The sequence below is a fragment of the Mycoplasma sp. CB776 genome, assembly GCF_054343395.1.
Genome location: NZ_JBTGVD010000007.1, coordinates 19,031 through 36,993, shown reverse-complemented (window position 1 = coordinate 36,993; position 17,963 = coordinate 19,031). Strand labels below are relative to the sequence as shown.

Annotated in this window: 12 protein-coding genes; 8 read left to right on the top strand and 4 right to left on the bottom strand. The window is 25.3% G+C overall.

Annotated features, from left to right (window positions below):
* Nucleotides 1–25: 25 nt before the first annotated feature.
* The gene (locus ACXX86_RS01440; RefSeq protein WP_458560668.1) at nt 26–328 is read right to left on the bottom strand and encodes a hypothetical protein; all 303 of its coding nucleotides are present in this window, start codon (nt 326–328) and stop codon (nt 26–28) included.
* A gap of 658 nt (nt 329–986) precedes the next feature.
* Here ACXX86_RS01440 and tuf point away from each other — a divergent pair.
* Entirely contained in the window at nt 987–2,177 is a 1,191-nt protein-coding gene (gene tuf, locus ACXX86_RS01435) for an elongation factor Tu (protein WP_436358628.1), read from the top strand.
* A 154-nt stretch (nt 2,178–2,331) separates the two neighbouring features.
* On the opposite strand, the gene ACXX86_RS01430 is transcribed toward tuf, so the two are convergent.
* Entirely contained in the window at nt 2,332–3,573 is a 1,242-nt protein-coding gene (locus ACXX86_RS01430; RefSeq protein WP_458560996.1) for a winged helix-turn-helix transcriptional regulator, read from the bottom strand.
* A 213-nt stretch (nt 3,574–3,786) separates the two neighbouring features.
* Here ACXX86_RS01430 and ACXX86_RS01425 point away from each other — a divergent pair, with 213 nt between their 5' ends.
* From ACXX86_RS01425 to ACXX86_RS01410, 4 genes are all read left to right on the top strand, one after another.
* Nucleotides 3,787–4,617 (top strand): MurR/RpiR family transcriptional regulator, encoded by an 831-nt coding sequence (locus ACXX86_RS01425; RefSeq protein ID WP_458560995.1) that lies wholly within the window; start codon nt 3,787–3,789, stop codon nt 4,615–4,617.
* A gap of 110 nt (nt 4,618–4,727) precedes the next feature.
* On the top strand, nt 4,728–6,731 hold the full coding sequence (locus ACXX86_RS01420; RefSeq protein WP_458560994.1) for a PTS fructose transporter subunit IIABC: 2,004 nt from the start codon (nt 4,728–4,730) through the stop codon (nt 6,729–6,731).
* Complete coding sequence (locus tag ACXX86_RS01415; protein ID WP_458560664.1) at nt 6,724–7,035, top strand: hypothetical protein; 312 nt, start codon at nt 6,724–6,726, stop codon at nt 7,033–7,035. The genes ACXX86_RS01420 and ACXX86_RS01415 overlap by 8 nt, the downstream gene beginning before the upstream one ends.
* Before the next feature lies 1 nt (nt 7,036).
* Nucleotides 7,037–7,948, top strand: a complete 912-nt coding sequence (locus tag ACXX86_RS01410; RefSeq protein ID WP_458560663.1) for a type I phosphomannose isomerase catalytic subunit — start codon at nt 7,037–7,039, stop codon at nt 7,946–7,948.
* Nucleotides 7,949–7,986: 38 nt separating this feature from the next.
* Here the strand turns inward: ACXX86_RS01410 and ACXX86_RS01405 are convergent, their stop codons facing one another.
* Nucleotides 7,987–9,405, bottom strand: coding sequence for a nicotinamide mononucleotide transporter (locus ACXX86_RS01405; protein ID WP_458560993.1), 1,419 nt, complete (start codon nt 9,403–9,405; stop codon nt 7,987–7,989).
* Between the two features lie 79 nt (nt 9,406–9,484).
* Nucleotides 9,485–9,787 carry an HNH endonuclease signature motif containing protein gene (locus ACXX86_RS01400; RefSeq protein WP_458557414.1) on the bottom strand — a complete coding sequence of 101 codons (303 nt, stop codon included), beginning with the start codon at nt 9,785–9,787 and terminating at the stop codon, nt 9,485–9,487.
* A gap of 217 nt (nt 9,788–10,004) precedes the next feature.
* Between ACXX86_RS01400 and parE the strand changes: the two genes are divergently transcribed.
* From parE to ACXX86_RS01385, 3 genes are all read left to right on the top strand, one after another.
* The gene (gene parE, locus ACXX86_RS01395; RefSeq protein ID WP_458560992.1) at nt 10,005–11,945 is read left to right on the top strand and encodes a DNA topoisomerase IV subunit B; all 1,941 of its coding nucleotides are present in this window, start codon (nt 10,005–10,007) and stop codon (nt 11,943–11,945) included.
* Nucleotides 11,935–14,628, top strand: coding sequence for a DNA topoisomerase IV subunit A (gene parC, locus ACXX86_RS01390; protein ID WP_436358616.1), 2,694 nt, complete (start codon nt 11,935–11,937; stop codon nt 14,626–14,628). The genes parE and parC overlap by 11 nt, the downstream gene beginning before the upstream one ends.
* Before the next feature lie 311 nt (nt 14,629–14,939).
* The gene (locus tag ACXX86_RS01385; protein WP_458560991.1) at nt 14,940–17,963 is read left to right on the top strand and encodes an OppA family ABC transporter substrate-binding lipoprotein; all 3,024 of its coding nucleotides are present in this window, start codon (nt 14,940–14,942) and stop codon (nt 17,961–17,963) included.

The window sequence follows — 17,963 nt, the reverse complement described above, 5'->3', positions numbered from 1 at the left end:
TTTGTTGAAAATGTGTCATTTTTTGCTAAGTATAGAAAAATAGTAAAAATTTAGGTTTAATATTTTCTTCAATAGAAGATCTAACTTCGTTATTTTTATTTAACAAACCAATAGAAGCGGTGTTTGCTCCAGTCAGTTCTTGATTAAAAGTTAATTCAATAAAAGATTGATTGTTTTTAAATAAGAATTTGCTATTTTCTAGTTTGTATTCCTTTTTGTTTTCTGGTGTTTTTTGAGAAACTTGGTTTTTATCACCACAAGAAATTACAAACAAAGTAGGTAAAGTTACTACTGATGAACCAATAAATAATAATTTTCTTTTTTTCATATTCCCTCTTTACTTTCAAATATAAATATTATTAAATTATAATATGAAATACAGAAATAATAAGGATTTTATTCTTTTATATTAAGTTGCTTCAATTTAAAATAAATCATTAATATTTTTAAAAAATAAAAATTTTTGCAAAAAAAAAAAAAAAAGAAGAGTTTTTATGGTAGAATAATAACGCATAGAGAACTATCTATGCGAAATATTATAATTACTTTTAGATTTGTTTTATTTAATTTATTTTCTTAATTTTTAATTTTATTTTAATATAGTTTTGTTAACTCCTTTTACTTCACACATAATTTACACTTAATATACACACTATATATTTAAATTTTTAATTAAATTCTTGTAATTCATAAATTATATTTGTTTTCAATCATAAATTTAGTTAAATAGTCATATATATTAAAAATTCAGATAAATTAATTAATACTATATTCGAGCACCCATTAGGGTGCTTTCTTTTTATTTTTTTGTGGTATGAATAATTTTTATTTTTGCTTTTTTTTGGTAAAATATTAATGTATTTTATATAATAAATAAATACTAAAAATTAAACGCGATTGGATAGGAAATAGATGAAAGACTATTCTTTGGTTGGTTTTAAGCGCGTTTAAAATAAAATAAATTAATATAAATGAAAGGAAATATAATGGCAAAATTAAATTTTGATCGTTCAAAAGAACACGTTAATATTGGTACAATTGGACACGTTGACCATGGTAAAACTACTTTAACAGCAGCTATTGCTACAGTTTTATCAAAAAAAGGATTAGCAGAAGCTAAAGACTATGCATCAATCGATGCTGCTCCAGAAGAAAGAGAACGTGGAATTACAATTAACACAGCTCACATTGAATACGAAACAGAAAAAAGACACTATGCACACGTTGACTGTCCAGGTCACGCTGACTATGTTAAAAACATGATTACAGGTGCAGCTCAAATGGATGGTGCTATCTTAGTAGTTGCTGCTACAGATGGACCAATGCCTCAAACAAGAGAACACATCTTATTATCAAAACAAGTTGGGGTTCCAAAAATCGTTGTTTTCTTAAACAAAGTAGATATGTTAGTTGGTGAAGAAGAAATGGTTGACCTAGTTGAATTTGAAATTAGAGACTTATTATCTTCTTACGAATTCGATGGTGAAAACACACCTATCATTAGAGGTTCAGCTAAAGGTGCTTTAGAAGGAAAACCAGAATGAGAAGAAAAAATCTTTGAACTTATGAATGCAGTTGACACATACATCGATGCTCCAGTTAGAGAAATGGATAAACCATTCTTAATGGCGGTTGAAGATGTTTTCACAATTACAGGACGTGGAACAGTTGCTACAGGAAAAGTTGAAAGAGGACAAGTTAAAATTAACGAAGAAGTTGAAATCGTTGGTTACAAAGAACAACCTAAAAAAACAGTTGTTACTGGAATTGAAATGTTCAGAAAAAACCTTGATTCAGCTATGGCTGGAGATAATGCTGGAGTTTTACTACGTGGAGTAGATAGAACAGAAATCGAAAGAGGACAAGTTATTGCTAAACCAAAAACAATAGTTCCTCACACAGTATTTAAAGCAGCTATTTATGCTCTTAAAAAAGAAGAAGGTGGACGTCATACACCATTCTTCCAAAACTACAAACCACAATTCTACTTTAGAACAACAGACGTTACTGGTGGAATTAAATTTGAAGCAGGAAGAGAAATGGTTATGCCAGGAGATAATGTTGACTTAACAGTTGAATTAATCGCTCCTATCGCTGTTGAACAAGGTACAAAATTCTCAATCCGTGAAGGTGGAAGAACAGTTGGTGCTGGTTCAGTAACAGAAATTATTAAATAATTTCAAAGCAAAAGAAAAAAGTTAACATTCAAAATGTTAACTTTTTTATTAAATAAATAATGAAATTAATTGCTTTGTAAAAAAGTAATCAAGAGTAATTTAAACAAAATGTCTTATGTTACCTAAATACACTCAGATTTTACATTATATTATTTTATTTCCTTTTAATTACTCATTTTCCGAGTTTGGAAGAACCCTCATAACGTACCAATCCTTCCTTTTTCATTTTTCTTAAATGATAACGAACTCCATCTATTGTGATGTTTAATTTTTCTGATATTTCTTTTGTATTTATTAACGGATTTTTCTCTAATAAATTAAGAATTTGATCATATTTAAGAGTAGTTTTGGTGGTAGTTTTGGTGGTAGTTTTTTTAGAAAAACTATTATCAAAATTTTTATAAAATTCTTCATTTATTTTAATAATTGCATTGGTAAAATTACTTTTTTCATCCCCTGAACTAAATAGTAATTTAGGTGAATTATTTTGCAAAAGAGTTGATTTTGCTCTTCTTATCCCTGAACCATAAGATTCTATTAATTTCAGTGCAAAAAACATATTTTTGATTTCATTGTTTATATATTTTCTTTGATCGAAACTGGTTTCATTATTTAGAGATTCTATTGTTACTGGCGGTAATGGCTTGTTGTGGTTGATGAAAGAGATTCTATCTTTATAAATATAAATCCCAACAAATTCATTATTTTCATATTCTTTGTGTAAAATTGCGTTTGTTGCTAATTCTTTGAAAGTTGCAAGTGGATAATTATAAATAATTTTATGTTCTATTTTGTTATCTTCTCTTATTGTGTAGTATGTCATTATATTATTTTCAAAATACTTATTAACTTGTTTTACTTGAAGTCAAATTGGTCCATCAAATATTTTTTCTTCCATCTTGTCAGTACCATCTACTTCTCTAATCACTTTAACAAATGCATTAGGAATAAATTTACTTGGATTTTCTGCAAACATTAGAACAGCAAAATTTTTTGCTCGATAATTTTCAAATTTATTATCACTTATTAGTCCCATACTTTTTGCCATATCAATTTTAGACATTTCTATAATATCTTTTTTAGCATTTGTTAATATCAAATATTCTTTCATATATTCATAATTTAAATCATCAATTGTTGCAATATGATTTAAATTAGAACTAAAAGAATAGTTAGCAAATTTTCTTAAAAGTTCAAATTCTTCAAGGGGTTTAGGTAATCTTGTGTCTCTTCCTATTCTTATATATCGTCCAGGTTTTAATCCAATCTCTTTTTTTGTCTTTTCTATTGTTTGAAAAGGTACGTTATTATTATTGTCTTTTATAGCAATAATTAAATAATGCTTATCATCTATTTGATCGGTTTGGAGATTATAATTTATTTTATTTTTACACAACTTAAGTTTTTACTTTATTCTTAAAAGAATAGAAACTAAACTTAAATATTTAGAAAAATATAAAAAATTAAATATTTTATATGATGATAATTAATTTTATATTATTTGTAAATAATGAAAATAACAGCAAAATTAATTGGCAAAAATATGTTTTTTCCTTTTATTTTTATATTTTAATTTTTTAAAATTATAATTTATTAAAGGAAAATCATTATGAATAATAAACTTTTTACAAATAAAGAACTAGAAAAATTAACATCTACTGAAAAGTCTTTAATAAATTTTGCTTTAGAAAATCCTAAAGAATTTTATAGTTCTTCCATAAAACAAATAGCATTAAAAACTTTTATTTCCATTTCTTTAATATCTAAAACTGTTAAAAAAGTAGGATTTAATTCATTGAAAGATATGCAATTTTATGTTTTTCACAATTATTTAAATTCTAATCAAACTATAAATACAAATGAAAATGACCAAAATGTTAAAATATTAAATAAATTATTTAATTATTACAGAGAATCTATTTTTCAAACAGCTCATTTAGTAAATTTAGAAGAAGTAAATTTACTTGTTAGAGATATTATAAAATCTCAAAAAATTTATCTTTTTGGAGCAGGTAGTTCTTTTCTTTCGGCAAGTGAGTTAGGAATAAATTTACAAAAAATAGGTTTAAATGCTTTACCTTTTAAAGATTTTCATTCTTTTTTACTTGTATCTGGACAAGAAAAAAATGAGAAAATAACTATAATTTTATTTTCTAAATCTTGTGATACAAAAGAAATAAAACACATAATCAAGGTTTTTCAAGAACAAAAAATCAAATTTTATTTAATAACAGCAAATAAAACAACCAAAGAACAATATGAAAATGTAATAATTTATCACACTTTAGAACAAGATAAACGTTTAGTTTCTATTTCTTCAAAAATAAACCAACAATTTATTGCTGATTTAATATTTCTACTTTTAATTGAACATAAAAATCAAAATTATGACCAAATTTATTTAAAAAATTTAAAAATATTAGAAGGTTGAAATAAATAAACAATAAAAAATATTTTTCTTATTTAATAAACAAAAAAGTAAATTTTTTTCCTTTTTAAATTTTTATTATTTTTAAAAATATAATTTTATTATAGAAACAAGGAGGAAAAATGGAAATTTTTTCAAAAGATAAAATTTTTATCAATGAAGATTTACAAACTCAAGATGAAGTTTTTCGTTTTATAGCAAAACAAGCATTAAATATGAATATAACTTCTAGTTCTGATGAGATATATAAATCTTTGGTAAATAGAGAAAATCAAATTTCAACTGGCATGGAAAATGAATTTGCAATTCCCCATGCACAATCTGAATACATTGATTTTCCAACTTTATTTTTTATAAAGTTAAAAGAAAATATTGAATGAAAAACATTTGATAATTCAAATGTAAAATATATATTTTCAATTTTAGTTCCATCTAAAAGTGAAAATAATATACATCTAGAAACGCTTGCAAAAATTTCAACAATGCTCTTAGATAAAGAAATAATTGAAAAATTAAAAGTTAGCGATGATGCAGAAGAAATTTTTAATTTATTTAGTAGTTTTATTAACAGAAAGAAAGAAACAAAACCAAAAAATCAAATAGGAAAAAAAGTTGTAGGTATTACTTCTTGTGCTGTAGGAATAGCTCACACTTATCTTTCAGCAGAAAATTTAGAGAAAAAATTACTACAAATGGGTTATATTCCAAAAATAGAAACAAGAGGTTCTGTAGGTTCAAAAAATACATTAACTGTACAAGATATAAAAGAAGCAGAATTTGTAATAGTAGCAAGTGATGTAGAAGTCGATTTATCTATTTTTAATGGTAAAAAACTATATAGAACATCTACAAAAGAAGCAATTCACAATACAGAAGAAGTTATTAAAAAAGCAAGCAATTCTTCTGTGTATAAAAGCGATGTTAAAAATCCTAACATAAAGGAAAATAGCGATAAAAAGGGATTATTAAAGCATATTGTTACAGGTATTTCTTATATGATTCCATTTGTTATATTCGGTGGAATTATGATTGCTTTATCTTTAGGTATTGGAAAAAGTATATATGGAAATAATTCTGCAGCACCAAAAGGAGATTTTCTTTGATATTTACTTGAAATAGGAGTTGTTTCCTTTACTTTAATGATAGGAGTTCTTGGTGCTTATATAGCTTATTCAATTGCAGGTAGAGCTGCTATAATGCCTGCATTTGTAGTTTCAGCAGTTGCTAATATGAATAATTTATTTTTTAGTATTGGTAACATCAGTGTACAAACACCTATGGGATTTTTAGGTTCCATTCTTTTTGGAATTTTAGTTGGTTATACAGTTAAATGATTAGCACAACTAAAAATTCAAAAATCAATTGCAGCAATTATACCAATGTTTGTAATTCCAATTGCTGTAACATTATTTTATTCACTGCTTGTAATATTTATTATAGGAGCTCCTATTGGTTTTGTAATGGATAAATTTATTCATGCACTACAAAATCTCTTTAAAAATGGTGGAGCACTAAACTTAGGAATAGCATTCTTAATAGGAGGATTGCTTGGTGGAATGGCAGGATTTGATATGGGTGGTCCTATTAACAAAGTAGCTTTTCTAACTTCTACTGCATTAGTTGCTCAAAAAGTATTTGAACCAATGGGAATGGTTGCAGCAGCAATTCCAGTTGCACCTTTAGGTATGGGTATGGCGACTGTAATTTTTAGAAAAAAATTCAATGAACAAGAAAGATCATTAGGTATTTCTGCTTTAATTATGGGATTTATTGGTATTAGTGAAGGAGCAATTCCTTTTGCTGTTGCTGATCCAAAAAGAGTTATTACTGCAAATGTTATAGGTTCAGCAGTAGCTGGTGCTATGGCAGGACTATTAAGCGTAACAGACGCTGCAGCACACGGAGGACCTATTGTTGCAATTTTAGGTGCTGTTGGTTCTAATGTCTATGGAAGTGGTTTAGGAATTCTTTTCTTCTTCTTATCAATTATTGTTGGGACAACAATTACTTGCTTAATATATGGTTTTTGAAAAAATTCAAAAAATACAAATAAAGAATTTAATATTCCTTTTTTAAATAGTTTAAAAAATAAATTAAATTTAAGAAAAGGAGCAAAAAATGAATAAACTTAAATTAGATAAACAAAAAATGATTCTTTATGGTTTATTAACTCTTTTCTTAATTTCGCTTATTATTGGTATAGTTTTAACAGTTCTTGGGACAAGTGATTATGGTAAATTTGTTGATTTAACAAAACAATTAGCTAATTTACAAAAAGACACAGATCAATATAATTCAGTAAGTAAAATGCTGGAAGTAGTAAATATTAGCAAATTTATATATGGAATATTTTTACTTATAATTTCTTTATTATTATTGATTTTTAGTTCTTTATCTGCTAATTCAATATTTAACAAAAAACTGAGATAAAATGGAAGAAATTATTTTTTTAAAACCTTATTTTAAAAAAACATTATGAGCAAATGACAACATAAAAAGAATTTTTAATTTAAATGAAAACATAGGCGAAGCATGATTGATTTCAGCAGTAAAAAATTGTGAATCAACTTTAATTAACACCAATCAAAAATTTAGTGATTTTATAAAGGAAAATCCAAAATTTTTCAATATAAAAGAAGAAGATATTAATTCTTTTGTTTATCCTAATCTAACTAAATTTTTAGATGCTAAATTACCTTTAAGTATCCAGGTTCATCCAGATGATGAATATGCAAAAAAATTAAACTCTTTAGGTAAAAATGAATGTTGATATGTGTTGGAAAATAAAGGAAAACCCTTTATATTAGGTTCCTCAACTACTAATAAAGAAATTTTTAAAAATGTTATAAATACTAAGGAAACAGAAAAATATTTAAATAAAATTATTTTAAATAAAGGAGATTTTGTTTCCATTGAATCTGGTTTAATTCACGGAATACCTGAAGAAACAATGGTTTTTGAATTACAACAATCGAGTGATATCACTTATCGTTTATATGACTATGAAAGATTAGATATAGATGGAAAAAAAAGGGAAATACACACTAAAGAATCTCTTGAAACAATGAAATTAGATTTACAACCTATTATTCAAAAACAATTAAATCAAGAAGGGTTTTACAATACAAAAAATTTTAATTTAACTAAAAAAGAAATAAATAATACTACAGAAATTATTGACACAACAAAAGCAAAACATTGTACAGAAGTTGTAGTTTTTGAAGGAGAAGGTTTTTTAAACAAAACCACCAAAATTAAACAAGGTGATGTTTTTATTGTTTCTAAACAAACTCCAAATTTTTCAATAAATGGAAATATTAAAATTTTTATAAATTTTGTATAAATTAAAATCAACCATCTTAATTGTGGTTGATTTTAAATTTAGTAATTTTCTACTTCTTTTTGAATAATTTCTTTTATTTTTTCTGTAGAATTTTCTATTTCTATATTTATAAATTCATAATGTTTTTTAGCAAAAAGTTTTAGATTTTTTCTTAAACTATCACTAATTATTTTATTTTCTTTTAAATATTCTGTATTTACCATTTGAAAAAAATATTTGTTTTGAAGTTCAATTTTTCTTCTCTTTTTTTCGATTTCTAATTCGTGTTTTTCACTTGCATTAGTTCTATTTTTTCAAATAAAATCAAAATCTTTTAAAATAAGAAAAGCGATGTCAACCTTAGGTTCTAAAGATAACAGAAATTTGTATTTAACCTTATAAAAGAAATTTCATAAAACCTTTTGTTTTGGCGTAAAATAGTTCATTTTTATTAATGTTTCTGGGAAAAGAAAATCATCAATCATATGTCTATCAATTAGTGATTTGGAATAGTTTTGCATTTCTCTAATTTGTTTTAAGCGATCTTTAAAGAATATTTTTTGTGTAAAATACCCTTTAGCTTTTAAATCATTCATATAATCTATAAATATTTGTTCATCTTTTAATCTTTCATCAATAATTTTAATATTTTTTTCTGTTAAAAAATTTCTTAAATTATTGATAATAGTGGATTTACCACTTGCTCCCATTCCTATGAATGCAATTGTTAGTCTTTTTTCTTTGGAAGTAACAAAATATAAATAAATTGAAATAACCAAATAAACAAAATTAATAAATAATATAGTTCAACTTAAAAAAGCAATCCCACCGAAGAAAAAGAAACAAAGAATATTTTTAAAACATCAAATTATTCAATTTTGTCTAAATCCCAAAGCCATCATTGTTAATGCAACAACTGAAATAGCATTAAATGTTGCTAAAATTAGTGATGCAGTTATTTTATAATTAAAATTAGATGCAAATTCTAAATAATCTATATTTAGCATTTTGCCAATAAAATTATTTGTATATGGATTTAAAAAGTAAAATATAGTGACTAATAAAACAAAAAATATTGCAAAAACTATTGAAGCATATAAAGAGAGTCTTAATTCTCTAATTTTTTTAGAATATTTATTATTTATTATTTCTTTTATAAAAATATAAATTAATATAAATATATATAAAATTTGAATAAAACCATCAATCACAAGTCCATTACTAAAAGAGAAAAATGCATATAAAATAGCATTAAGAATTGCTAAAATAAAGGCAATTCTTTTCTTTTTTGCAAACATTACAATTGATATAACGCCCAATATACCTGAAATTGCTACAAATATATTAATTATTTTTCTTCAAATATTTATATTTCTTTCTCAAATTCAAATAGATTCATCCAAATTAAATAAAGAAAGAAAAGTTAATATTAAACAAATAAAAATTAAAAGCATCAATTCAATTTTTTCTTTTTTCATTGTATATCCTTTATTTTTATTTTTAAAATTAAGAAGTTAAAATAAGCACTTAAAAAATTAAGTGCTTATTTGCTGTCATTTAAGAAACAATTTTACCAGTTCTTTTATTTCTTATGCCTTTTCCTTTTATATATTCAAAAGGAATGGTATTAGAAACTCAAGCTGGTTTATTTGCTCTTTCTGCATTAGTAACAACGTGAACAGGAATTAAATTTTCATATCTATCTGTTCCACCAATAGAACTTGGTCTTATGTGTTCAATGTTTCAAGCAGAACTTGTTTTTGAACCGTATTCAGAAAAACAAATATATCTTCCTGCATAATCATAACCACAATCTTTGTCGCCAAAATGGTTTGTTCATACTGTTTTTCAATTTAACATAAAAACTCCTCCTTTCTTAATAATTTAAAAGGCAAAGATTTTCTTTACCTACTTCAATAATACAAAAAAAAAAAAAAAACAAAGAATTCGCTAAAAAAAATTCCAAAAATGAAAATTTTATCATTTTTTGAGCTTTTTTCGACTTTTTAATATATGAAAAATTAAATATTTTTTTGTATTTTTAAAATAAAAAAGAAAAATGCTATAAAATAATAATATGAATTATGATGCTAGTAGTTTAAAAGTCTTGAAAGGACTTGAAGGTGTTAGAAAACGTCCAGGAATGTACATTGGTTCTACTGATGTTAATGGTTTACACCATTTAGTTTGAGAAATTGTTGATAATGCAGTTGATGAATGTTTAGCAGGTTTTGCTAAAAAAATAGAAGTAACTTTGAAAACAGATGGTTCTATTGTTGTTGAAGATGATGGAAGAGGAATTCCTGTTGATAAACATGAAAGTGGTTTAACAGGAGTAGAACTTGTTTTTAGTGAATTACACGCAGGAGGTAAATTTTCAGAAGGAGCATATAAAACATCTGGTGGTTTACATGGTGTTGGTTCTTCTGTTGTTAATGCACTTTCTAAATGATTAAATGTTTCTGTTTACAAAGAAGGGAAAGAGTACTATACAGAATTTCATAATGGTGGTTTTATAAAAACAAAAACCAAAATTACAGGAAAAACCAATAAAAAAGGAACGAAAGTTCACTTTTTTCCTGATTATGAAATTTTTAAAAAATCCAAATTTTCTTTTGAAACAATTAGTGAAAGATTAAGGGAGTCATCTTTTTTATTAAAAGGTATTACAATCAAAATTGTAGATGAAAACACAAATGAAAGTGAAACCTTTAAACACGAAAACGGAATTAAAGCTTTTGTTGAATTTATTAATGACTCAAAAGTTGCTATTAATAAAGAAATAGCAACTTTTAGTGATAGTAAAAATAAAATAGAAGTAGAGTTTGGATTTCAATATACAGATAGTTACTCTGAATCTATAATTTCGTTTGTAAATAATGTTAAAACCAAAGATGGTGGAACACATGAAATAGCAGCAAAAACTGCATTTACAAAGGTTTTTAATGATTATGCACAGGAAAAAAACCTTTTAAAAGGAAAAATTACATCTTTTGATGGTAGTGATATAAGAGAAGGTTTAACTTTAATTTTATCTTTAAAAGTTCCTGAATCAATTCTTGAATTTGTAGGGCAAACTAAAGATAAACTGGGAACTCCTGAAGCTAAAACAATAGTAGAAGAAGTTGTATCACGTGAATTAAAATTTTGAATCAATGAAAATAAAGAAGAAACTCAAAAAATTATAGAAAAGATTAAAAAATCTTTTGAAGCAAGAAATGCAGCAAGATTAGCAAGAGCAGAAATAAGAAAAACTAAAGATGCTTTAAGTGAAAAGAAAATTTTGTCAGGTAAATTAACTCCTGCACAAAGTAAAAAACCGGAAGAAAAGGAAATTTTTCTTGTTGAGGGTGACTCTGCTGGTGGAAGTGCTAAATTAGGAAGAGATAAAAAAACTCAAGCTATTTTACCACTAAAAGGTAAGGTAATAAATGCAGAAAAATCTAAATTATTAGATATTTTAAAAAATGAAGAAATTGCCACTATTATTAACACAATTGGTGCTGGTGTTGGAAGTGAATTTAACATAAAAAACGCCCAATATGGAAAAATTATAATAATGACAGATGCTGATACAGATGGTGCACATATTCAAATTTTATTATTAACTTTTTTATTTAGATATATGAAACCATTAATTGAATATGGAATGGTTTATATAGCCCAACCACCTTTATATAAAATAACAAGAAAACCTAAAAATCAAGTAGTTTATGCTTGAAGCGATGAAGAATTAAGAGAATTATTAAAAAATAAACCTAATTCAGAAATTCAAAGATATAAAGGACTTGGAGAAATGAATGCAGAGCAACTTTGAGAAACAACAATGAATCCTGAAACAAGAACTTTAATTAAAGTTTCAATTGAAGATGCTGCAATTGTGGAAAGAAGAGTTTCTATTTTAATGGGAGATAAAGTGGAATTAAGAAAAGAATGAATCAATAAAAATGTAGATTTTTCATTGGAAGACGATTTTGAAATTAATATAAATAAAACAGGAGCAAATAATGATATTTAATAAAAATAAAGAAAATTTTTTAGCTAAATCATTAGATGCTATTTTATCAGATCGTTTTGGTAGATATTCTAAATATATAATTCAACAAAGAGCTCTCCCTGATGCTCGTGATGGTTTAAAACCAGTTCAAAGAAGAATTTTATATTCAATGTGAGAATTGGGCTTAAAAAGCGATAAACCTTTTAAAAAATCTGCTAGGGTTGTAGGGGATGTTATTGGTAAGTACCATCCACACGGAGATTCATCTATTTATGAAGCTATGGTCCGTATGGCTCAAGAGTGAAAAATGAATGTTCCTTTAGTGGAAATGCACGGAAATAAAGGTTCTATTGACGATGATCCTGCCGCTGCAATGCGTTATACAGAAACTAGATTAAGTTTAATTACTAATTTAATGTTAGAATCAATTAATAAAGATACAGTTTCTTTTGCTCCAAACTTCGATGATTCAGAAAAAGAACCAACAGTATTGCCTTCTTTAATTCCTAATTTATTAATTAATGGAGCAAAAGGGATTGCTTCTGGTTTTGCTACAGAAATCCCACCACACAATTTAGGCGAAATTTTAGATGCTGCTATTGCCAAAATAAAAAACCCTAATATTGAATTGAGAAAATTATCAGATATTGTTAAAGGACCAGATTTTCCTACAGGTGGAACAATATACGGAAAAAACGGTATTTTAGATGCTTTTGAACGTGGTCAAGGAAGAATCGTTTTAGTTTCTAAATATAGAATTAATGAAGAAATTAATAAAAAATATATAGAAATTTACGAAATTCCTTTTGGTGTAGTTAAGTCCAAATTAATTAAAGATATTGACGAAATTAGAATCGATAAAAAAATTAATGGTATTAAAGAAGTTAGAGATCAATCAGATAGAAATGGAATTTCTATTATGATCGAAATTGAAAATGATACTAAAGTAGAATCTGTTTTAAATTATTTATTATTAAAAACAGAAATGCAAGTTTATTATTCTTACAACTCAATAGCAATTGAAAACAATGCACCTAAATTAATGTCTTTAAATAACCTTTTAGATGCTTATTTAAATCATGTTAAAACTTATAAAACTAAAGAGTTAAAATTTGATTTGGAAAAAGATAAAAGAAAATTAGAAATAACTCTCGCTTTAATTAAAGTTGGCGATATTACTGAAGAAGTAATTAGAATCATAAGAAATTCAGATAATTCAAAAAAAGGAGTAATTGAAGCTCTTATGAAAAACTTTGGTTTTAGTGAATTGCAAGCTACAGCAATTGCTGAAATGAGACTTTATAGACTTTCTAGAATTGATCAACAACTTTATATAGATGAAAAAAATATGCTTGAAAACAGAATTGAAAAGACATTAGATCTTTTAAACAACAAATCTTCTTTTGATCAATTTTTAGTTTCCATATTTAAAGACATTAAAAAAGAATTTGCTACAGAAAGAAAAACAGAAATTTTTGATGAAGAATTTAAAGTGGAAATAAATAAAGAAGAATTGATAAAACAAGAAGATTTTTATGTAGGTATTTCTCGCGATGGTTATATTAAGAAAGTTAATGTTAAAACATATGATTCCAATGAAATAAATTCTTACTTATTAAAAGAAAAAGATCCACTTTTATTTTTAGATAAAGTTGAGTCTATTGATAAACTTCTAATTTTTACAAACTTAGGAAATTATATTTATTTACCTGTTCATAAAATTGAAGAATCAAAATGAAAAGATTTTGGACTTCATTTAAATAGTTTTGTTTCTTTAAAAAACAACGAAAAAGTAGTAAGCGTTGTGGTTGTAAAAGATTTTGAAAAAAATAATTATATTACTATGGTTACAGCTCAAGGAATAGGAAAAAGAGTTTTAGTGAAAGATTTTGAAGTTTCAAGATTTAATAAAACAATTTGTGCTATAAAAATTAAGCAAGATATTGACTACTTAGTCAGTGCTAAAATAAGTGATAATTATAAAGATATAATAATTATTTCTAGTGAAGGAAAAGCAGTAAAATACAGCGAAATAGATATTCCTATTTATAACACCAATTCTTCTGGAGTAAAACTTATTTCTTTACCTAAAGATTCAATAGTTTCATCATTTGTTTTAGTAGATCAAGAAGATGATGTCCTTTTATTTACCAAAAAATCCCAATACAAAAAAATCAATGCTAAAAACGTTCCTTTTAGTAATAAAACAACTCAAGGAAAAATGATTTTTTCTCAAAACAAAGTTTCCAAATTTGATGTACTTGATTCAGTAGTTATTCAAAAAAATACAGCAATTTATGTTTTTGACTTAGATAATAATGTTTCGATTTTTAATTTTAATTCCTTAAATTATTCAACACCAGAAGAAGGGTTTACAAATAGCAAAAATAAAAACGCTTTTTATGTTGCAAAAATAAATGCTAATATTATTGGAGAAAACACTAAAAGAAACCAATATACAGAGACAAAAAAAGAAGTTCCTATTTCCAAAGAAAAGGGAAAATCCTTTATAAAAAAAGAAAAATCAACTAATAATACAAAGGAAATTGCTTCAGACAAAGAAACTAATAAAGTTCAAACAAACGCCGTTAAAACAGAGATGACTGAAGCAGAAAGAATTAAAAGAGCAGAAGAAAAATTAAAAAAATTAGAAGAATTAAATATAGATGAATTAATGAAAAAATTCAAAGATAAAATTAAATAAAAACTACTATTTTTGAAATTTAGTATGAATAATTTTGAAAAAAATAAAACTTTTTTGAAAAAAATGTATAATATTAAAGTTAAATCAAAAAAGAGGAGAAAAATGAATATCATTGTTATTAAACGTATTTTTAATAAAAACATTGTTACAAAGATGATTAAAAACAATGATTTTTTCTTTAATTTCTTTGAGATATAATAAAAATTTTAATATTAATAAAATAAATATACTCTTATAGAAATTAGAAAAAACTAGTTTTTATAAGAGTTTTTATTTTAAAATATTTGAATTTACAGTAAGAAAGGAAAGGTATGAAAAAAAGAAAACTATTGATCGGTTTTTCTGTTCCTGCAGTTTTAATTGGAACATCAGCAACTGTTGTATCTTGTTCTACAATTGAACCACATTATAAAAGACAAGAAATTAGTTCAATTGTAAATTTAGCAACTTCAGGTTATAAAAAATTCGATCAAGATTTTAGTGTTGTATTAGGTTCTCCTTCTACACCTGCAAGTTACTTTACAACAGCAAATCTTTTTGCCACAGTTAGTTCAGGGCAAGCAGAATTCGAAAATGTAAAACCTAATAATGGAAATAAATTTGAAGAAGGTGTTTATAAAATCAAGAAACCTACTTATCAATGATATAGTTTAATATTAGTAGATAAAATTTATGTTACAGATTTAGATGGAACAATAAGCGTTTTTGATAATGATAAACACGAAAAAGGAATGTTTAATGAAGGAGAAGAAATAACTTCTGCTTTAGTTAAATTAACTTCAGATGATCCAAAATCAATAAACAGTTTAAACTTTTTAAATAAATTAAGTAAGGCATCTAAAATTCAATTAACTATTAAAAAAGATATTCCTTGAGTTAAAAGTAATGGACAAAAAAGTCAATATAATGTTGAATTAGAAGATTTTGTTTACGGTTGAAACAGAAAAATGCTTTATGGTGGTGACTATAGAGCAAGTCATGGTGGTTCTAAAAAAATAGATGATGATATTATTAGAAAATATTCATTAGGTTCATCAAGTAGTTTTGATAGTACAAACCACGTTTCAAATGATTATCTCTTTAAAGTTTTTGGAATTCAGAAAGATAACTTCTCAAAATCAGAAACATTTATTACTGATATTAAAGATACAAATGAAAAAGGACTAACATTTTTAAAAATTGAAAATAAAGAGGCTAATTTTAATGAATTATTTAAAAAATTATTATTAGATTCTACTTATTTTAGTCCTGTATCACATAAATTTATCGACGATAGAAACAAACAAATTTTTGATATTACTGGAAAACACGAAGGAGAATTTGGTGAAACAGGTGATGCATTTAAATATGCATATTACTGATATGGAAAACAATATGATGAAGATCAATTATATGCTTCACCATATTTACCTTTTTATTTATCAAACGATAGAACAGTTTATATAAGAAATGATTATTATGCAGAGACAGGTTGAAAAGAAAAAGAGGCAACTTCAGTTAAAAAAATAACATCAAGATATAATTTATATCCAGATTCAGTTCAATTTAATAGTGCTCAATTTAATAATTACTTAGAAGGAACAGTTTCAATTCTTCCATATTCTAGTTTATCAGATGCAAATAAATCAATAATTTATAAAGATTTATCACAAATTCATTTTAGAAAAACACCTGATAAAGGGCTTTATAAAGGAAGTTTATCTAAAGACGTAATTCCAGGTGCCAGAGATTTACTTGAAAAAGGAACAAACTTTAATGGTGGTCAAGCTGATAAAAAATACTACTTCAATGATAACTATGCTAAATTAGCTTTTGGTAGTTCTATTGAAGAATTAGCAAAAGGAAAAGCAGAGCTTGGAAAGACATTATTTACAGGAAAATCCTTTGCATTTAGAACAATTATCGATGCTTTATGAAATAGTTATACATACATAAAAGATAACTCTAAAACTGCAATTCCTTGACTTTCAATGATTGGTCCAGACAATCATTTAGGTGGAAGTGAGTTAGATGGAAAAACAGCAAGAGACTTTTATGACGATATCAACACAACTTTTTCTATAAATGAAAGTGGAGAAATATTTTATACAAAAACTATTGAAGAGCAAAGAAAACAATATTTAGATAATTTACAAGATAAAAACAAACAATATGAAGCACCAAGAATTGAAGTTTTAAAAGCTGAATTGAAAAAAATACTTGATGATTTCTATGCAGAAAATCATTTAGATGCAAGTAAAGATAAAATTGAGTTTTCAATTTCTAATAGATATAGAAATGAAAGTTCATCTAAAATCGCTTCACTTGATTCTGTAATTGATATGATGAATAAATTAGACAATAGATTAAAAATCAATTCACAAGCAGAATTTAAATCAGAAGATGTTTGAAATGTTTTAATCTTAGGTTTAGGAAATTCACAAATAGTAGGTTGAAGTGCTGACTATGATGGTTCCGGAACCTTTATTGATGGTTCCGGACAACTAAATGGAAGTCCACTTTATTTAGCAATCGCTCATTTTGCTGAATTACCAAGTGATAGTCCTTACGTTAAATCTTTCCCAGAATTCAAAAAATATGCAGATGCTTTTAAAACAGAATTTGAAAAAGAAAGATTAGCTTATCCAGATAAAAAACAAGCATGATTACCTTTTTCAGAATGAATAAAAGCAACAAATGCATATGATGCTAATTATGAAGATATTCAATACGAATATGAATATGAAAAAAATGCAGATGGAACTCCAAAAGAAGTTGATAAAGATGGAAATGCTGTTCCAAAATTAAATGATAAAAAAGAAAAAGTATATGTATTTACTGGTGAAGGATTAAATAAAAAACCAGTTTGATCACAAAAATACAAATGAGTATTAAATAAAACAACAAATAAATATGAGAAAAAATTTGAACCAAGAAAAGCTTCTGGAAAAAACTCAGTTATTAATTTCATTTCTAATGTTACTTTCTATGATCAAACAACTAAAAAATACTTTAAAGATCAAACATTAGAACAAGAATTTGAAGAAAATGGAAAAAAAGTTAAAAAAGTATTTAATCATAGTTTAAACAAATGAGTTGATGCAAGTGCAGAAAATGAATTTAATGAATTAACTGCTATTTTTAACTTAAATTATGAATCAAAAGCTACAAATAAAGAAATAGTAGAACTTGCTAAAGAAATTAGAGTTTTAATTGGTTATGTGCCAGAAATCGATTTAAGTACAAGTTCAAACGTTCCTTCAATATCAATTTGAAATAAACATATCGAAATTCCACTATCAGAATTTGAGTATATACCTTATGGAGATGTGGTTATAAGAAAAGGAGATAAATAG